General features: G+C 42.0%; 13 protein-coding genes. 7 read left to right on the forward strand and 6 right to left on the reverse strand.

What is annotated here, in order from left to right; translation table 11 throughout:
• Positions 1-456: 456 nt before the first annotated feature.
• Positions 457-1,833, reverse strand: coding sequence for an MFS transporter (locus IR083_RS11135; protein ID WP_194224390.1), 1,377 nt, complete (start codon positions 1,831-1,833; stop codon positions 457-459).
• The gene (locus IR083_RS11140) at positions 1,830-2,540 is read right to left on the reverse strand and encodes a type 1 glutamine amidotransferase (RefSeq protein WP_194224391.1); all 711 of its coding nucleotides are present in this window, start codon (positions 2,538-2,540) and stop codon (positions 1,830-1,832) included. Before IR083_RS11140 ends, IR083_RS11135 begins: the two co-directional genes overlap by 4 nt.
• Before the next feature lie 233 nt (positions 2,541-2,773).
• Between IR083_RS11140 and zupT the strand changes: the two genes are divergently transcribed.
• The gene (gene zupT / locus IR083_RS11145) at positions 2,774-3,568 is read left to right on the forward strand and encodes a zinc transporter ZupT (protein WP_006800118.1); all 795 of its coding nucleotides are present in this window, start codon (positions 2,774-2,776) and stop codon (positions 3,566-3,568) included.
• A 10-nt stretch (positions 3,569-3,578) separates the two neighbouring features.
• On the opposite strand, the gene IR083_RS11150 is transcribed toward zupT, so the two are convergent.
• Positions 3,579-4,559, reverse strand: a complete 981-nt coding sequence (locus IR083_RS11150) for an acyltransferase family protein (protein ID WP_194224392.1) — start codon at positions 4,557-4,559, stop codon at positions 3,579-3,581.
• Between the two features lie 223 nt (positions 4,560-4,782).
• Here IR083_RS11150 and IR083_RS11155 point away from each other — a divergent pair, with 223 nt between their 5' ends.
• From IR083_RS11155 to IR083_RS11170, 4 genes are all read left to right on the forward strand, one after another.
• Positions 4,783-10,347, forward strand: coding sequence for an alpha-2-macroglobulin family protein (locus IR083_RS11155; protein WP_194224393.1), 5,565 nt, complete (start codon positions 4,783-4,785; stop codon positions 10,345-10,347).
• A 78-nt stretch (positions 10,348-10,425) separates the two neighbouring features.
• On the forward strand, positions 10,426-11,280 hold the full coding sequence (locus IR083_RS11160; RefSeq protein WP_194224394.1) for a hypothetical protein: 855 nt from the start codon (positions 10,426-10,428) through the stop codon (positions 11,278-11,280).
• Between the two features lie 205 nt (positions 11,281-11,485).
• Entirely contained in the window at positions 11,486-12,355 is an 870-nt protein-coding gene (locus IR083_RS11165) for a hypothetical protein (RefSeq protein WP_006800122.1), read from the forward strand.
• Between the two features lie 7 nt (positions 12,356-12,362).
• Positions 12,363-13,748 carry a hypothetical protein gene (locus IR083_RS11170; protein ID WP_194224395.1) on the forward strand — a complete coding sequence of 462 codons (1,386 nt, stop codon included), beginning with the start codon at positions 12,363-12,365 and terminating at the stop codon, positions 13,746-13,748.
• A 4-nt stretch (positions 13,749-13,752) separates the two neighbouring features.
• On the opposite strand, the gene IR083_RS11175 is transcribed toward IR083_RS11170, so the two are convergent.
• From IR083_RS11175 to fbp, 3 genes are all read right to left on the reverse strand, one after another.
• Entirely contained in the window at positions 13,753-14,949 is a 1,197-nt protein-coding gene (locus tag IR083_RS11175) for an MFS transporter (protein ID WP_194224396.1), read from the reverse strand.
• 618 nt (positions 14,950-15,567) lie between these two features.
• Positions 15,568-16,119 (reverse strand): YcxB family protein, encoded by a 552-nt coding sequence (locus tag IR083_RS11180; RefSeq protein ID WP_194224397.1) that lies wholly within the window; start codon positions 16,117-16,119, stop codon positions 15,568-15,570.
• 65 nt (positions 16,120-16,184) lie between these two features.
• Positions 16,185-17,216, reverse strand: coding sequence for a class 1 fructose-bisphosphatase (fbp, locus tag IR083_RS11185; protein ID WP_194224398.1), 1,032 nt, complete (start codon positions 17,214-17,216; stop codon positions 16,185-16,187).
• A 213-nt stretch (positions 17,217-17,429) separates the two neighbouring features.
• On the opposite strand from fbp, the gene ybeY reads away from it, so the two are divergent.
• Together ybeY and IR083_RS11195 are read left to right on the forward strand one after the other, a co-directional pair.
• On the forward strand, positions 17,430-17,849 hold the full coding sequence (gene ybeY / locus IR083_RS11190; RefSeq protein WP_194224399.1) for an rRNA maturation RNase YbeY: 420 nt from the start codon (positions 17,430-17,432) through the stop codon (positions 17,847-17,849).
• Between the two features lie 4 nt (positions 17,850-17,853).
• Positions 17,854-18,777: a YeiH family protein gene (locus tag IR083_RS11195; RefSeq protein ID WP_194224400.1), complete on the forward strand. Its 924-nt coding sequence runs from the start codon at positions 17,854-17,856 to the stop codon at positions 18,775-18,777.
• The last annotated feature ends 158 nt before the right edge of the window (positions 18,778-18,935 follow it).

An 18,935-nucleotide genomic window follows, 5' to 3' on the forward strand; every position in this document is an offset into this window, starting at 1 on the left:
CAAAAGGTAACAGGGATATCAGTTAACAGTAAACAGTCATCAGTTAACAACTTGTATCCCGTTTCTTGTCTACTCGTATCTCATATAACTTTCAACTTATTACTCAATACTTACTACTCGTTAAAAGGTAACAAAGGTAACAGTTTTCTTAGCCTTTGTACCCTTTGTGATTCCCTTCGTGAACTTAGTGGTTAAAACTCTTTACCACAAGGGGCACAAAGATTTACACAAAGAACACTATTTACAGTAAACAGTTAGCAGTAAACAGTGAACTAACTTGTAACTCGTAACTGCCCGCAGGGCGCAGTAACTTGTAACTCTTAAAAAACGTTACACCTTTTCATTCATTTGCTAATATGCTAATATACAAATTTGCTAATTTATCAATTCAAAGAGCTATAAGCTAACAGCTAAATGCTATTGGCTATATACATAGATAAACTTTCCGGAATACCTTTACACATCTTTCTTCTTCCTGTCCCTTGCCGATGAAGCGTATACTCCGAATAAACATAATACAAGACAAATAACAAATGTTATCCGCATACTACCGATAAATTGAGACGACAAGGCAGGCGACATCCTCACATTTCCTATCATTATCGAAATAGCCATAATAGCGATACCCATACTGAATGCCTGCCCCGTGAGACGCATTGTTCCCATAGTGGCCGAGGCCAGCCCGTAATGTTTCTTCTCTACCGAACTCATAATGATATTGGTATTCGGTGAGGAAAAAATACCGAATCCCAGTCCTAATAATATAAGTATGCCACCCAGATAATACAGGTTGGTAGTTTCGGTTATAAAGCATAATCCGACTAATCCTACAGCTATAATTCCCATACCGAGCGTTGCCAGAAATGTCGCGGACATTTTGTCCGACAGACTTCCCGATTTAAGTGAGGCCACCGATTGTACGATAAGTATCAGTCCGGCATCGCGGGGCGACAGGCCACGCACATATTGCAGATAGAGACTGAGCATAAAAGATATGGCAAAAGTTGCCGAATAGTTAATCAGTGCCGAGAGGGAAGATAAGCGGAATACCCTGTTGCCGAGGAATACCCTGATATTGAATACGGGGAATTCCTGTTTTTTCTCATATACAGCAAAGTAAAGGATAACAACAATACCGATACCGATAAAAATGAATCCGCTGACATGTGGAAGTTCCGAAAAACCATAGATCAAAGATGAAAGAGCCAGGGCAAACAATATAGCCCCGACAGTGTCGAACGTACTTTTTCCTTCCTCCTTCCAGTCGTCTTTAATTATCACTATGCCACCGACAGCCACAATCAGGCTGAGTGCCGCCGACACAAAGAATATGCTGTGCCAGTTGAAGTACTGGGTAAGTATTCCCCCTATAAACGGACCGGCCGCGAGGGAGAAATATACGGCCGCGGCAACCATACCCAGTGCTTTTCCGCGTTTTTCGGCGGGAACAGATGAGGTCAGTATGGCTGTGCTTGTGCCGAACATCATCGCGCTGCCCACTCCGGCCAAAAAGCGGTATATGATAAGGCTTGTTCCGGTAGAGGCAAATCCGCTTAAAACAGAAAATAGAGTAAGCACAATGACACCCCATATAAAAACCTTCCTGCGCCCTATCATATCGGCGATACGCGCGCAAGGTATCTGAAGTATTGCCGTAGACAGCATATAGGAAGTCGGCACCCATCCGGACATAACCGCGTCCAGTGATAAGTCGCTGTTTATGTACGGTAAAGCAAGGTTCAGAGCCGAACCCATGAATGGAACCAGAGAGGCCGACAGGCAGATAATGAATATCAGCGCGCCTGTACCTGTGTTATATGTTTTCTGTGTCATATATTTTCAATAAGTTTGTCCATCACGGACTTAATCATCCGGTTACATTCCGGAATGTAATGAGTATTACTTCGTATGTAATTTTCTGTCTGGATGTATTTTCCGCCAGTCAGCTCGTCTAATCCGTTGTCCAGCATTTCCGCATAACTTTTTTCTGTCACTTCGAAATGAAATTGCAGAGCCAGCACATTGTCTCTGTACAAAAACGCCTGATTCTTACACGCTTCACTCGAGGCCAGCAACTTTGCGTTAACAGGGAGGTCGAAGGTATCTCCATGCCATTGGAAAACGATTGGTGATTTATCCTTAGAGGTGAATAAGGCTTGCGCCCGGGTATCGGAGAAAGTAACAGGCAGCCAGCCTATTTCTTTTTCCTTATTCGGATATACTTTCGCCCCTAATGTATTGGCTATGATTTGTGAACCCAGACAAATACCCACAACAGTCTTGTCTGCATTTATAGCCTCCTTCACAAATGCTTTTTCTTCTTTCAGCCACGGATATTTATCTTCTTCGTATGTGCCCATAGGGCCTCCCATAATGATGAGAAGATCGAATTCCGACAAATCGGGAAATTCGTAGTCTTCGTACATTTTGGTTGTGGAAAGGGTAAAATTGTTTTCATCTATCCATGTTCCAATATATCCAAGCCCTTCGAAGGGAACATGTTGTATGAAATGGATTCTGTAATTACTTTTATTTGCCATAGAGATAGTATATGTCATTTTATATGAATGCATCTAAGCCACGGAAGCAAAAGCAAAATCTGTTCCGTTTATTCCGGGTCTCGAAAACACTTAATGTTATTGAACTCATAAAATTATCAAATTGTTTATACTTAAAAGAAATTTAATCGGACATTCTTCATTTCATCCTGTAAATCTTTACCATACCTCACGGTAATCCCTTATCTTTGCAATCTTAACGTTTCAGGAGAATAATGACCGAACAGAATATACTACTTGCATTTATCTTGACAGCTATTGCCGGGCTATCGACTGGTATAGGCAGCCTTATAGCGCTGATTGCCAAACATACGAATACAAAATTCCTGTGTGCCTCTCTGGGTTTTTCGGCAGGTATAATGTTGTATGTCTCATTTATGGAGATGATGCCGCAAGGCAAACTGGAACTGGTATCGGTCTATGGCGAGAAAATGGGGACACTCTATCTTATACTTGCTTTCTTTGCCGGCATTGCCCTCATAAATATGATTGACTTTGCAATTCCCAAGTCATTAAATCCGCATGAGATTCAAGGTGTGGAAGATATGGATAAAAAACGTTCGCTAAAGCGTACAGGCATAGTAGTCGCCCTTTCCATTGCCATACATAATTTCCCCGAAGGTATCGCTACTTTTACGTCTGCGCTCGGCTCCCTCGATGTTGCCATCCCCATAACCATTGCTATTGCCATACATAATATTCCCGAAGGAATAGCTGTCGCCGTACCTATCTATCACGCTACGGGCAGCCGCAAAAAAGCATTCTGGCTATCGTTCGCTTCCGGTCTGGCCGAACCTTTCGGTGCGTTGATCGCATATTTCTTCCTCATGCAGTTCTGGACTCCGGCTATGAACGGGATTATCCTTGCCGCCGTGTCGGGAATTATGGTATTTATCTCCCTCGACGAATTGCTGCCCAGTGCCGAGAAGTACGGAAAACATCATATTTCTATCATGGGATTAGTAGCAGGTATGCTGGTTATGGCTTTTAGTTTATACCTGTTTGTGTAAAATCCCTTATTCAGCTTTTCCTGTTTCCAATCAGTATAGGACAATATTTTTGAATTAGTATGATAGGGTAATATAATAACAACATGATAATAATCGACATTACTATTTTAACCGGGATATTCGGGTAAAATGCAAATACATGAAAATATAAATAATTAAAAAGTATTATCAGAGAAGTATGAAATGCCAATATTACCAATGTGCCTGACGACATCCTTTTGATGAAGTTAAATTCCATATTATCAAGCAACTTGCAGAGGCTGACAACCATAGCACAGCCAATGAATGCATCAACATAAAATAAAATCAGATATTTACCGAAATTGCAGGTATGAATATCTACTTTTCCGTTAATGAAATTTCCTATACATAAAGAAATAAACGTTATTGCAATTAGTATCAGGCTGATATAATTATTTTTTAGCTTCTCTACTATCTGGTATTGTTTTAAATAATAACCTGCTATATAAAATGAGATAGCTATGAATGCTGCATCTATTGAAAAATAGATGTTTATCTTGAGTTTCTGTGATATGTAAAAGCATGATGCAGATAGAAATACAACAATTGAAATTCGCAAAAAATGTCTCAGTTTTAAGATATAGAAAGATATGGCTTTGACAAAGAACAGACTTATCAGAAACCAGCATGGAGAGGACGGAAGGGGGCATTCGCAGATTATGAAATTGAACAAGCGGTGTTGAATGCTAATATTTGAGTAATGATAATACGGGAACATGATAACAAATACCGACAGGTTCAGAAGAATGTATGGGACAACTAAAGTCTTAATATTCTTTGATAAAAGATTCTTGAGTTTATCAGGTTGTTTGTGTAAATATCCAGATAACAGGAAGAATAAAGGCATATGAAAACTGTAAATGAACTCTTGCAGTATGACGCCTTTTCCCCAATGCCCAAAATGCCCGAAAACAACGAGTAGCATCGTCAGTGCTTTAGCCCAGTCTATCCAATTTATCCGAACGTCCATAGTGTGTTAAGTTTTTTGATATCCAAAGATAAATAAATGTTTTCGGGCAACAATAAACGATTTTATAGAAATATAAAATTACATGAAGCTGTGTAGCCATTTCATCACCGGAAATGGACACTTCCTACAATTAGCCCTTTTTACCTACCCTTAATCGCAAATATTCTTTTATATTTGTGAATTAGTATATAAAAAATGGCAATGGACACAAATAAATATAGCTATGAAAAAAAATCTTTTCCTCATCCCTGTTTTTCTTTTATCGTGTCTTTTTATCGTGAATTCATGTAAGAAGGGCGGTACCCATGAAATTAATTCCGAGTTTGCAAAATATATTGCAGCATTTACATACGGAAAGGTTTCCTCATCCTCTGAAATACAAATAGAACTTACTCAGGATATTCCGACTGTGGAATTGAATAAGGAGATCGATCAGGAATTATTCAAATTTTCCCCATCAATAAAAGGAAAGGCTTACTGGTCCAGTTCCCGTACCATAAAGTTCATCCCTGATGCCGGCGAACTGAAGCAGGGACAAGAATACGAAGCCTGGTTCAAGCTTGATAAGGTATTGAAAGTAGAAAGCGAGTTTAAAGAGTTTTATTTTCACTTCCATATTCCGGAACAAAATTATAGTGTCAGCCTGATGCCGTATTCTCCGATCAAAGAGACCGACCTTAAATGGAACGCAGTTCAAGGAACTGTATTGCTGGCCGATGATGCCCAACTTGATAATGTCACCAAAATGTTTTCACTTTCGGGCGGAGATAAGGCCGGAGATGCGAAGATAAAGATTACGCCGACTGAAACAAAAGGACGCTTCAGCCTTTTAGTTGATAGCCTTTACCGGGGCAATTCAGACAATGAATATACCCTACATGTAAAAGGAGACGCTATCGGATTGAAAAAAGATGAAGATATAAAGATAGTGATACCCAAAATATCACAGTTTGAAGTAATAGATGTAGCTATGGAATACGATCCGCAGGAGTGTATCCGTGTTACCTTTAGCGATCCGCTCTCTCTCAGCCAGAATATACAAGGTCTGGTAAAACCCGGTACTATCGAAAGTTTTTCTTTCGACATAGACAGAAATGTGTTGAGACTGTATCTGGACAAAACTACGAGAGGCACGAGTGTCGAACTCAAGATATTCAAGGAGATAAAAAGTGTTGCCAACATATCACTCAAAGACGATTATACCTATAGTGTCAATTTTCAGAAGAACAGTCCGGAGATAAAACTGTTGAGCACAGGAAATATCCTTCCTAATTCCGACAACCTGATAATCCCATTTCAGGCAGTTAATCTGTGGGCAGTAGATGTAAAGGTGATTAAGATATTCGAAAATAATATATTGGGTTATCTGCAAGCTAATGACTTTGGTGAGAGTGACGAATTGAAACGTTTCGGACGCCTTATCCTCAAGAAACGTATCCGGCTGGACGAAGACCCTACAATGAAACTTGAAGAGTGGAACAACTTCTCCCTCGATCTGGCTACAATGATAAAGCAGGATCCGGGGGCTGTCTACAAAGTTGAGTTCTCCATGAAGAAAGAATATTCTCTCTACCCATGTGGCGGTACAACTCCCCAGATACCCGAAGAAGCAACCCTCGAACGCTTCGACAACCAACTCTCGGAAGAGGACGAAGCTAAATGGGACAGGCCGGGATATTACTATTCGGATGATTGGGATTGGGATAATTATAACTGGGAAGAAAGAGAAAACCCATGTGATCCTACATTCTACATGAATAAGTCATATAGTTGTGTTGTACTTTCTTCCAATATCGGAATAACCACCAAACTGGGTGCTGAAAAGAAAATGTTCGTGGCTCTTACAGATATCCTTACCACCAAGCCTATATCGGGCGGCGTAGTAGACATCTATAACTATCAGATGCAACGTATCGGTAGTGGAAAGACAGATGGAAACGGATTCGCCGATATAGACTACAAAGGTGGCGTGCCATTTGTTGTAATTGCATCCCGCGAAAAAGAAAAAGGCTATTTGAAAGTAACTTCAAATCTTTCCCTTTCATTAAGCAACTTCGATGTAAGCGGAAAAGAAATAAAGAAAGGACTGAAAGGCTATATTTATGGCGAACGTGGCGTGTGGCGTCCGGGCGATTCCATATTTGTAACTTTCATTCTGGAAGATAAAGCCAAGACCCTGCCAAAAGAACATCCTGTTTCACTCGAGCTTTACACCCCTCGCGGACAAATGGCTCAGCGATATACTTCCACTACGGGTAAAAATGGCTTCTATCCGTTCCGTATGGCAACAGATGCCAATGCCATTACAGGTAACTGGCAGGCACGGGTAAAAGTAGGAGGCGTTACATTCTATAAGACATTAAAGATAGAAACGGTGAAACCAAACCGTCTGAAAATCCGCCTCGATGTAGGTGATATGATTAATGCCGGTTCCGGCTCATTTTCCGGTTTATTGTCTTCACAATGGCTGCATGGCGCTCCGGCCGTAAATCTGGCGGCTAAAGTGGAAATGACTTTGAGTCAGGTGCGCACACCTTTCAAGGGATATGAGCAATATGCGTTTAATAATCCGGCGTCAAACTTTACTTCGGATACATATACCATCTTCGATGGCAGGCTGGATGCTTCCGGCAATGCGACCGTAAGGGCGAATCTTCCTCAGGCGGCAAGTGCACCGGGCATGTTGAGGGCCAATATTGTTTCGCGTGTTTTCGAATCGGGAGGTGATGCCAGCATATATACACAGACTGCGGCTTATTCTCCGTTTTCGGCTTATATAGGAATTAAATCTCCGACCGACACTCAATACGGATGGCTGGAGACCGATAAGGACAATATGATAGATATCGTTACCCTTACACCTGAGGGTAAACCTCTCAACCGGTCTGATCTGGAGGTCAAGATATATAAACTCGACTGGTCCTGGTGGTGGAATTCCAACGATAATTTGTCTTCATATGTAAATAATACATCAACAAAAGTTATCCTCGACCAGACCATTTCTACTTCAGGCGGGGGAAAAGCGAAAGTGAAGTTCCGTGTCGATTATCCTGAATGGGGACGCTATCTGATTATGGTAACCGATGGACAGGGAGGGCATACATCAGGCCGTTTGTTATATGCCGACTGGCCGTCATGGCGTGGGCGTTCCGATAAGCAAGACCCTAGCGGGCTGACAATGCTTTCGTTCACAACGGATAAACAATCATATAAGGTAGGGGAAACAGTTACGGTCATCCTTCCTAAGAGTTCTGACGGACGGGCTTTACTAAGTCTGGAAGACGGTTCCCGCATCATTTCCCGTGAATGGGTAACCACCACGGCCAAAGAAGATACCAAACACACATTCAAAGTAACTGAGGAGATGGCGCCTAATTTCTATATCTTCGCCAGCCTGTTCCAGCCTCATGCGCAGACGGATAATGATTTGCCTATCCGCATGTATGGCGTACTGAATATAAATGTAGAAAATAGTGAGACCAAATTGTCCCCTGTGATAACGATGCCGGACGAGTTGCGTCCTGAAAAAGAATTTACTGTGTCCGTATCTGAAAAGAACGGCAAAGATATGACCTATACTCTTGCCATTGTAGACGAAGGATTACTCGATCTTACCTCGTTCCGTACCCCGAACGCATGGGACGAATTCTATACACGTCAGGCATTGGGCGTCCGCACATGGGATATGTTCGACATGGTGGTAGGCGCACAGACAGGAAAACTCGGACCATTGCTAAGCATCGGAGGTGACGAAGCGTTAAAGCCGGGCAATAATACAATGAGCCGTTTCAAACCGGTGGTGAAATACTTAGGACCGTTTACTCTTAGCGGAGGAAAGACCGATACACATAAGATTACCTTGCCGCCATATTTCGGTTCGGTACGTGTAATGGTTGTTGCCGGAAATCCGAATGGAGCATATGGCAGTGCCGAAAAGGCTGTGCCTGTACGCAACCCGTTGATGATATTATCTACCCTACCGCGCGTAGCAGGGCCGGATGAAGAGATTTTGCTTCCTGTCAATGTATTCGCTATGGACAAGAAGATAAAGAATGTAAGCCTGACAGCCCAGTCGAAAGGATTGTTCCAGTTCACAGAGGGAACTACCAAATCGGTGGCCTTTACCCAGACGGGCGATAAGATGGTTTACTTCAAAGTGAAGGTGGGTAAGAAAATCGGATTTGAAAAGATAATAATCAAGGCTACTGGCAACGGAGAAGCGGCGACAGAGACCATCGATATAGAAGTGCGCAACCCTAATCCACCTGTACTATTGTCATCGCAGGCTTTAGTACCAGCCGATGGAACCTCTGAATTGAACATAGCTTTCGATGCTATCGGAGACGAGGATTGGGCTAAGTTGGAGATATCCCGCATGCCGGGTGTAGACCTCAACAAAAACCTGTCATACCTGCACGACTATCCGCACGGATGCTCCGAACAGGTTACATCGAGGGTGTTCCCATTATTGTATGTACAGGCATTCCGTCCGTTCTCCAATAAAGAGAAAGATGTGATGGATAATAACATTCGTGAGGGTATAAGAATGATTACTTCGCGCCAACTGATAGACGGAGGCATCGCCTACTGGCCGGGTAATACTGTACCTAACGAATGGGTAACCACTTATGCAGGGCATTTCCTTGTAGAAGCCCAGCGGGCAGGGCGTGACGTGCCGGCGTCGGTGATAAACAAATGGAAGCAATTCCAGAAGAAAGCCGCTCAGTCATGGAACAGAGGCGACCTCTATACTTCATATTACAGTAATTCGATGGCCGACCTGCAACAGGCATACCGTCTATATACACTTGCCCTTTCCGGAGAACCGGAACTGGGGGCTATGAACCGTCTGAAGGAGATGAGCGGGTTGTCGGCACAGGCTCGTTGGCGATTGGCTGCGGCTTATGCCCTCGCAGGAAAGAAAGATGCGGCAAATCAACTGATAACCAATCTGAGCGATCAGGTAAGCCCTTATTCTTTCAACAACAATACGTATGGTAGTTCATCACGTGATATGTCGATGATAATGGAAACTTATCTGTTGTTAGGAAAAACAGAAAGGGCGCTGGCCTTGTCGTTTAAGGTATCGGAAAGCCTGAGTGACAAATATATTACGACACAGTCAGCAGCTTTTGGATTGATTACCATGTCGAAACTTGCCGAGAAGATGGGTAAAGGTGTTATCTCCTACGATTGGGAACTGAACGGCGTGAAACAGAAGACCGGTAATTCGGGAGACGTGTTCCAGGAAATAGCCCTGAAACCACAGGAGAAAGTTCATGTTTCTATAAAGAACAAAGGACAGGGACAAATCTTCGTCCGCTTACTTGGACGTACTCAGCCGATTGTGGATAATACTCCGGCTCAAAGCAACGGAACGAACCTGTATGTGAAATATGTGGATGAAAACGGTAAGGAGCTGGATGTCACTTCCCTGAAACAAGGAACGGAATTCTTTGCCAATATAATCGTACAGAACATTTCGGGGCAATACCTGACCGACATGACGCTAAGTCAGATATTCCCTTCGGGATGGGAGATATTCAATACCCGCCTGTTCAACGAAGCGGATAGCAGGACGGCAGGTTCGTTCAACTATCAGGATATAAGAGACGATAGGGTATATACTTATTATAATATCGGTTCCGGTTATTCATCTTCGTTCCGCATCAGGTTACAGGCTGCATATTGCGGCAGGTTCTACCTCCCTGCCATAAGCAATGAACCTATGTACAACCCGTCGGAGCAAAGCCGTACCACAGGCCGCTGGGTGGACGTGAAACAATAAGCCTGATATACAAGATAGAAAGTAGGGTATTTATCAAATAAATACCCTACTTTTGTACCCTATAATAACACAACATCAATGAAGAGAGCAGTCTGTACATTCGGCAGCTATTACTTAACTGAAGGTTTCCCCCGTTTCAGGAAGATGTGCGAAAGCATGGGTATATTTGATGATATCCATACCGTTTGCGAAAAGGATCTGGACAAAGACTTCTATAAACGTTGGGGAAGGTACCTTATCCCTTACTCCCGTGGATTCGGTTACTGGTGTTGGAAACCTTATTTCATTCTCAAAATTCTGGAAGGAATGCAGGATGGCGATGTGCTTCTCTATTCTGATATCGGTTGCTATTTCAATCCTAAAGGACGCGAACGTCTGCTGGAATACTATGATCTGGTGGAGAAGACGCCCACAGGGATTCTCGGTGTTAAGAGTCAGGAAGTATCTTATAACGGTATGCCTGAAACGCTCTATCATGAATATGAGTGGACGAAAGGGGATGTCTTTGCTTACTACAATGTATATGAGGATAAAGCATATACTCATACTCCTCAGTTCGAATCCACAATCATTTTCTTTAAGAAAAGCCCTTTGGTGATGCAGTTCGTAAAAGACTGGTATCAGGCTTATCTGGACGATTATAGTCTGGCCACAGATTCTCCTTCACGTGTGCCGAACTTGCCGGGCTTTAAAGAGAACCGGCACGACCAGAGCATCTATTCCATTCTGGGAAAGAAATACGGCATAGCCGAGATTTCTACGAACGAGATTTTCCAGCGTGACTGGTCTCTGTTGGATACCTATCCCATACAGGCACGCCGCGATAAGTATTATACTAGCAAGTACCACTATAAGCACCGTTTCAGGTTGAGGAAGCTCTACCGCAGATTGTGGGCGGTGAAATACTGGTTCAAAGACTTATTCAACAATTAACACGACTTAGTAACTGTTTAGATTTTATTGGTATTCTGTTATGAGTTATTTTGAGATAGATTTTTTGATTTTTTCTTGCAGGTTTAGCGGGCTAAACCAAAAGGAAAAAGTAGAAAATATGCTCAAAAGAACCATAAAGAGAATGCCAAAGAATGAAAGTGGTTATGTAAGAAATAATTTCGGTAAAATTTAAACAGTTACTTAGATGAAGAGAGTTTTATGCACATTTGGCAATTACCCCATGTTTAAGGGAGCGGAACGATACCGGAAATCCGCTGAGAGCCTGAATGTTTTCGATGAAATATATACCTATAACGATAAAGACCTCGATGCCGACTTCAAAAAGAAGTGGGGACGCTATCTGATTCCTTATTCCCGCGGATTCGGCTATTGGTGCTGGAAGCCCTATCTGGTATTGCAGACACTGGAAAGAATGAATGACGGGGACGTGCTGCTGTATGCCGATTTGGGTTGCTTCTATAATCCGGACGGGCGCAAGCGTATGCTGGAATACTACGACATATTGGATAAGTCGGAAACAGGTATCCTTGGCTTCAGAGGGCAGGTTATCCCTACAAACGATATGCCCGAAATGATACGCTGCGACAATGAATGGACGAAAGGCGATATATTCGACTATTACGGTGTACGCAACGATAAGACTTTCACCCATACACCCCAATTCGAATCCACGGCTATATTCCTTAAGAAAAGCCCTTTGGTAATGCAATTTGTAAAGGATTGGTACCAGCCGTATCTGGACAATTATAGCATTATCACAGACGAACCTTCTCGCTCGCCAAACCTTGAAGGCTTCGTAGAGAACCGGCACGACCAGAGTATATATTCCATGCTGGCAAAGAAATACAAGATAGCTGAGGTTTCCCTGAATGAGATTTGCCCTTTCGATGAACATTACGACTGGGGTTTACTAAAGGATTATCCGATATGGGCCACCCGCAATCTGTATTATGAATCGACTTTCCATTACAGGCACCGTTACCGTTACAGGCAGCTTTATACCAATTGGTGGAAGGTAAAGTATTTCTTCAAAGACCTTTTAGGGAAATCATAAGTAGGCTATGAATATTAACAAGGCCGGAAAGGCTCGTCTGCTCTTCTTTGGTATCGCATTCCTACTGCTTACCTTCAGCTTTTATAGCAACCTTTTCAAGGTGGCCGTCCCTGTTCATTACAAGGAGTACGAAACCTTTGAAGAAGGGCTGGTTATAGGGCGGATGGTAAAGGCAGAGAAAGACGGATTCTTCGCTTCATCCGGATTCATGGGTGTGAATTACATTAAACCCGATAGCGTAAAGGATGAACTGCGTGTTAATGACTTGGGCTTGCGAGATTCCATTGTATCCGAAAACCAGTTCAACCAGATTAAGTATTATCTTGGCGAGAAGGATGCTCCTGACGGCTATTGTGTCTATGTCAGCCATTCCGGAGGGCAGGCTTCCCTCTATTACCTGATACAGAAAGCGCTCCCTTTCAGCAATGAGACTAGCTATCAGATGCTCCGCTTTCTGAATACCATGCTGATGGCGATAGGCTTCCTTGTATTTACCGGCTGGGTGTTGCGCAATTTCGGCTCTATTCCCGCTATTGTCACTTTCCTGTTTATATTCCTCTCACCTAAGATTGTTATGTTTGGCGGTAACGGGCTATGGTGGTCGCTGTGGAACTTTTATGTTCCGTTCCTTGCCATACTCCTGGTTTTGGAGAAAAGGCACTCATTTCCGGGGAGTATATCCGATAAACGGATTTTTGTCACGTTGTTCCTTGCCGTCCTTGTCAAATTCTTCTTCTCAGGACTTGAGTTCAGTTCTACAACAATGCTGTCTATCTTCATCCCGATAGTGTATTACTCCTATCTGGAAAGGCAACGATTCTCAGAGTTCTTCATGTTTTCTTTCAAAGCCGGATTAGCCGCTTTAGGTGCAGTATTGGTACAATTCCTTGTCCTGATCCTTCAATTATGGACTTATCTGGGCAGTCTGGGAGGGGCCCTTGGCTATCTGCAAACAGCCTTTGTCCGTCGTTCATCGTTTGTCCAGTTCTCCGATCTGGAGGGAACGGATAACGACCCTTCATCACTTTCGTTTGTATGGAATAATGTCATTAAATACTATCTTCGCGAAAATAGCTGGGACTGGGGCTTTACTCCTGTTTTCATCCGTTTCCGCTTTGCCTATCTCATATTCATTATCATCGTATGTGCTGGCATTATCTGTTTTTTTAACCGTAAATTGCATGACCGCAAATATATCGCTTTGATACTTGCTACATTTACCTCGGTAGTGTGTCCTTTATCGTGGTTCATTATCTTCAAAGAGCATGCGTTCTGGCACATCCAACTCGATATAATCGTATGGTACATGCCATTCCTTTTACTTGGCTTTGCCGTGACAGGTACTGCAATATCCTTGTTGATATCCAAGATGAAAAGGGCAGAAAAACTCTAACTGCTTACATCTTGTATTTGGTTCTATTACATAACAGCATATGTACGGATAAACAAAGCAGGACAAGCAGGCCACCGACACCCACAACGCCGTTCCATCCGTAGTATTGCCATGCTATGCCTCCGAGGAATGTACCTACAGAGCCTCCTATGAAATAGGATACCATATATACCGTATTTAATCTGTTAGAAGCCTCCGGATGTGTAGAAAAAACGATGGTCTGGTTGGTGACATGCATTCCCTGTAGCCCCATATCCAGAAGGATAATACCTGCAATCAGTCCTATATAAGTATTTCCGGAGAATCCGAATATCCCCCACGACAGAAGCATCAGGAGGCAGGCTATAAGGATTATCTTATTCTTATTTACTTTCCCCGACACAGAACCGGTAACTGATGCAGCCAATGCGCCGACTATGCCAACAAGACCCAGCGAACCCGCGACATCGCTTCCCTGAAAGAACGGCGCCTGTTCGAGCCTGAAAGTTAGGGTGGTCCAGAATATGGAAAAAGAACCAAAACCTAATGCACCCCGTAAGGAAGCTAATCTGAGGGTGGGTATTTCTTTCGTATAACGGAATATAGATCCCATCAATTGACTATAAGTCCCCTTAAAGGTCGGTTGCATATCCGGCAACAGCCATGCGATAAGAACGCCCAGTACAACCATCATTCCGGCTGCAATGTAAAATACCTCACGCCAGCCGAGATATTCTCCCAGCAGGCCGCTAAAGACGCGTGAGGCCAATATACCGATAAGCAGGCCACTCATTACTATTCCTACATTTCTGCCTTTCTCTTCAGGTGCAGATAACTGGGCGGCTATGGGCACGAAGATTTGTGGTACTACAGATGTAAGCCCTATGAAAAAACTGGCGGTAATCATTACTGAAAGTGATTTGCTAAAAGCAAAGATCAGCAATGAAAGGATAATAAAGATAAAGTCTGTCAGTACTATCTTTTTCCGTTTAAACATGTCACCTAACGGGATTATGAGCAGAAGTCCTGCCGCATAACCTATCTGGGTAAACATGGCCACCCTGCTGACAGCGGCTTCGGACTCACCAAACTCTTTGGCTATCATCCCCAACAAAGGCTGGTTATAATAGTTATTTGCGACAACCAGTCCGGCTCCGACTGCCATCAGCCAAAGCGTACTTTTTGCCAGATACTGTTTATTTTCGTTGTTAGATAAAACCATTTTCTACTATTAATGTATTCTTAAAAGGAGACAAAGGTAACATAGAAAGCAATGAATAATTAAGAATGAATAATTAAGAATTAGCTTTTATTGATTAACAGAAACCAACGACTTATTACTTAAACTTACTACTTGTTAAAAGGTAACATTTGTCTCAGTAAATAGTCGGCAGTTAACAATGTTGCGCTTCGTTATAGTGAAGTGAGATTCATAACTCATCGTCTGATTTTCATTTATTAACCATATTTCGTTAAAACCTGACACATCTGACAGTTTTTCCACTGCTTTTATCTTGCCGTTTTCACATCTGTTGACTATATATAGTTGAAAAGCAACAAAGGTAACAGTTTTTATAATTTTTGTAGGGGCGAAACATCTTTCGCCCGTTGATCATTGCGGGCGAAAGATGTTTCGCCCCTACAGTTCCATAAAAAGTAACAAAGGTTACACTATTTCACTCATTTGCTAATTTACAAATTTGCTAATTTATCAATTCAAAGAGCTATCGGCTAACAGCTAAATGCTATTGGCTATATACATATATAAAGTTGCAGGATAAGTATAACAATGTAAGTAACTATAATCTATTATAAAATATTTGAAACAGGCTTAACTCCCCTATTTCCATTTCCAATCCATATCTTCAACAAAAGAGATGGGATTATTCTCTTTGTATCGTAACAATCGCATCTTTACCTCCTCTGTATTATTCATCCGGTGCTTCGGTACTATAATACTTACCTGACGGCTCGTCACAATAAAGAAATGATGCTCCGTTTCAATTATAGTATCCATCTCTTTTACATCATAATGCCGATAGCCTTTCTTTGTTTCAATTTCGATAAATTCGCTTCCCAATAAGAGCTTTGTATTATAAGGAAATTCTGCCCGCATACTTTCTGATATATGTTTTCTATACATCCGCTTATAGAACCAGACCGACCACCATGGATAAATAATAAAAAAGAGAACTGATGAGCCTAGAAAAAAGTAGGAGAGCAGGCGATAGCCTTCATCGAAAAACAACAGAAGCCCGCACAGGAGCGACAGGCCTATCATTCTGTATTTTTCTTTTCTACGTTGTTTTATTTGCATCTCGTCCTTCGATGCAAAGTACAATTGAAGTTGAAGTAAATCTTCTTCTTCGAGTTCATAATTCAATTCTAACATTGATAAGCTATATAGAAAAACTCCCATTGTTTTAAAATTGACAATGGGAGTTTTATATTTTTATATTATTGCTGTTTCTTCTCCTTTTCTTGTGCCTGAACAATAAAGTCCTTCAATTTCTCCACCATATTAGAACTTCCGCAATAGAACGGTGTGCGCTGATGAAGTTCGGTGGGCTGCAACTCCAAAATACGGTTTATGCCATCTGTGGCACTACCTCCGGCCTGCTCGGTAATGAAAGCCATCGGGTTACACTCATAGAGCAGCCTCAGTTTTCCTTTTGGCGACTTATGTGTAGACGGATAAAAATAGATACCTCCGGTGATCAGATTACGGTGACAATCGGAAACCAGACTACCTATATACCGGGCAGAGTAAGGACGATCTTCCTTCTCTTCCTGACAATATTTGATATAATCTTTTACACCTTGCGGAAAATGCACATAGTTGCCTTCATTCACTGAATATATCTTCGCATTTTTAGGACATCTCATATTGGGATGCGACAGATAGAAGCTGCCTATAGCCGGATTCAGCGTAAACCCGTTCACCCCGCGTCCGGTTGTATATACTATCATGGTAGATGTGCCGTACAGGATATATCCTGCTGCTACCTGATTCACTCCCGGCTGGAGAAAATCTTCCATTGTCACAGGAGATCCTATTGGCGAAATGCGCCGATAGATGGAGAAGATAGTCCCCACAGATACATTTACTTCAATATTCGAAGAGCCATCCAATGGGTCCATCAATACCACATATTTATTGTTATGTCCCTCATCCAGCCCCTGTATGGTTATAAAATTGTCATTCTCCTCGGAAGCAATACCACAAACAATTTCACGGTTAACCAACGTTTGTATAAATACATCATTGGCATATACGTCCAGCTTTTTCTGTTCTTCGCCTTGTACATTCACATTACCGGCTGCACCAAGTATATCTACTAGTCCGGCTTTATTCACCTTATAGCTTACCACTCTGGCAGCAAGCAATATAGAATTTAAAAGACGGGAAAGTTCACCTGTAGAGTACCTGAAATCCTCTTGTCTCTCAATAATAAACTCGTCGAGAGTTTTTCTTGTGATATTCTTCATACTATTAAATGCGTTAGTTATGTTATTAATGTTTCAAAGATAGTGATTATTTATATTGTTTAGCGGCTTCTTACATAAGGTTTATTTATTATCAGATAAATACCGTCTATAGTGTCTGTAGTCGGATTCGTATTGCTTTTCCCGATATTTTCTTGCTCCTGATTTTATTATGATTTACCTTTGTAAAATCATTTCTCTAATCAAAAATCGGTTATGGCGATAATATATCAGGCGGAAGAGGTAAAACTACCCTCTATAAAAAAGCGTGAGACCACAAGCTGGATAAAATCCGTAGCGGCTTCTTATAAAAAAAAGGTCGGAGATATTTCCTTCATTTTTTGCTCCGACAAGAAAATTCTGGAAATAAATAATCAATACTTACAGCACGATTATTATACAGACATTATTACTTTCGACTATACTGAGGGCGAGACTATATCTGGGGATATATTCATAAGCCTGGATACGGTAAAGAGCAATGCTGAACAATTTGAGACAAATTACGACGAAGAAATCCACCGGATTATCATACATGGAATCCTTCACCTGTGCGGGATCAATGACAAAGGCCCCGGAGAACGTGAATTTATGACCGGGTGCGAGAACAAAGCGCTTAAAATGCTGGAGGAATAAAACGATGCAAAAATATCTGGGTAAATTATATTACATCATTCCTATCTGCTGTCTTTTCCCGTTCTTCTCCGCTCCTTTGGCCCTGTTTATCGGTATATTGCTTGCTATCTTCTATAAAGGAGAAGAGGTTGTAAAAACAGGAAAACTAACAAAATATCTGCTACAGGCATCAATTGTATGCATGGGATTTTCTATGTCGGTACACGATGTTGTGCAAACGGGAAAAACAGGATTTATGATCACTGTTGTCTCTGTCGCCGTCACCATGGTTTGCGGTATTATTCTCGGAAGATTTCTTCAGGTGCAGAAAAATACAACCATGCTTATTTCGGGAGGGACCGCTATCTGCGGAGGAAGCGCCATAGCAGCAATAGCACCTGTATTAGGGGCAAAAAACAACGAAATAAGTTTTTCTCTGGCTGTGATATTCGTATTAAATGCCGTGGGACTATTTATATTCCCCGTGATCGGCCATTTACTAGAAATGGATCAGACACATTTCGGCTATTGGGCCGCCATTGCCATCCACGACACCAGTTCTGTAGTCGGCGCCTGCTCCGCATATGGGGAACAAGCCTTACAGGTAGGTACTACAGTAAAACTTACCCGTACGTTATGGATTATCCCTTTAGCTTTGTGTATCGCATTCTTCAATAAAAACAAAGCATCTAAAATAAATATCCCCTGGTTCATCTTCCTATTCGTCGTTGCTATCATTATAGGCAATTACATACCGGGAATGGCCGAGACTAACGACCATTTAAGCTGGCTCGGCAAGAAAGGAATGATGATTTCTTTATTTTTTATAGGTACATCCATAAATATGAAAGAAGTAAAGGAAACAGGTGTGAACACATTCCTGCTGGGTATAATCTTATGGATCATAATCGCCGTTCTTTCGTATTGCTGGATCCGCTTTGTTTTCTAAGAAACTGTTTTGAGTTATACCGCCAGTCTGTTTTAAATTGCTTTTAAGATAGATTTTTAGCGTTCATTTCGCTATAATTCAATAGCCTCTAAAATGCAAAAGGGCAAATCTGTCCAGATTCACCCTTTCCATAGCTATTTGCAAGTAGCTGTTGCAAA

It is taken from the genome of Dysgonomonas sp. GY75 (assembly GCF_015234155.1).
GTDB classification, from domain to species: Bacteria; Bacteroidota; Bacteroidia; order Bacteroidales; family Dysgonomonadaceae; genus Dysgonomonas; species Dysgonomonas gadei.

Bases quoted from the DNA above. Each gene is read 5' to 3' on its own strand.
- fbp (WP_194224398.1), bottom strand. From the start codon at position 17,216: ATGAAGAATATCACAAGAAAAACTCTCGACGAGTTTATTATTGAGAGA.
- IR083_RS11140 (WP_194224391.1), bottom strand. From the start codon at position 2,540: ATGGCAAATAAAAGTAATTACAGAATCCATTTCATACAACATGTTCCC.
- IR083_RS11160 (WP_194224394.1), top strand. From the start codon at position 10,426: ATGAAGAGAGCAGTCTGTACATTCGGCAGCTATTACTTAACTGAAGGT.
- IR083_RS11155 (WP_194224393.1), top strand. From the start codon at position 4,783: ATGAAAAAAAATCTTTTCCTCATCCCTGTTTTTCTTTTATCGTGTCTT.
- IR083_RS11175 (WP_194224396.1), bottom strand. From the start codon at position 14,949: ATGGTTTTATCTAACAACGAAAATAAACAGTATCTGGCAAAAAGTACG.
- IR083_RS11135 (WP_194224390.1), bottom strand. From the start codon at position 1,833: ATGACACAGAAAACATATAACACAGGTACAGGCGCGCTGATATTCATT.
- IR083_RS11165 (WP_006800122.1), top strand. From the start codon at position 11,486: ATGAAGAGAGTTTTATGCACATTTGGCAATTACCCCATGTTTAAGGGA.
- zupT (WP_006800118.1), top strand. From the start codon at position 2,774: ATGACCGAACAGAATATACTACTTGCATTTATCTTGACAGCTATTGCC.
- IR083_RS11195 (WP_194224400.1), top strand. From the start codon at position 17,854: ATGCAAAAATATCTGGGTAAATTATATTACATCATTCCTATCTGCTGT.
- ybeY (WP_194224399.1), top strand. From the start codon at position 17,430: ATGGCGATAATATATCAGGCGGAAGAGGTAAAACTACCCTCTATAAAA.
- IR083_RS11170 (WP_194224395.1), top strand. From the start codon at position 12,363: ATGAATATTAACAAGGCCGGAAAGGCTCGTCTGCTCTTCTTTGGTATC.
- IR083_RS11180 (WP_194224397.1), bottom strand. From the start codon at position 16,119: ATGTTAGAATTGAATTATGAACTCGAAGAAGAAGATTTACTTCAACTT.
- IR083_RS11150 (WP_194224392.1), bottom strand. From the start codon at position 4,559: ATGGACGTTCGGATAAATTGGATAGACTGGGCTAAAGCACTGACGATG.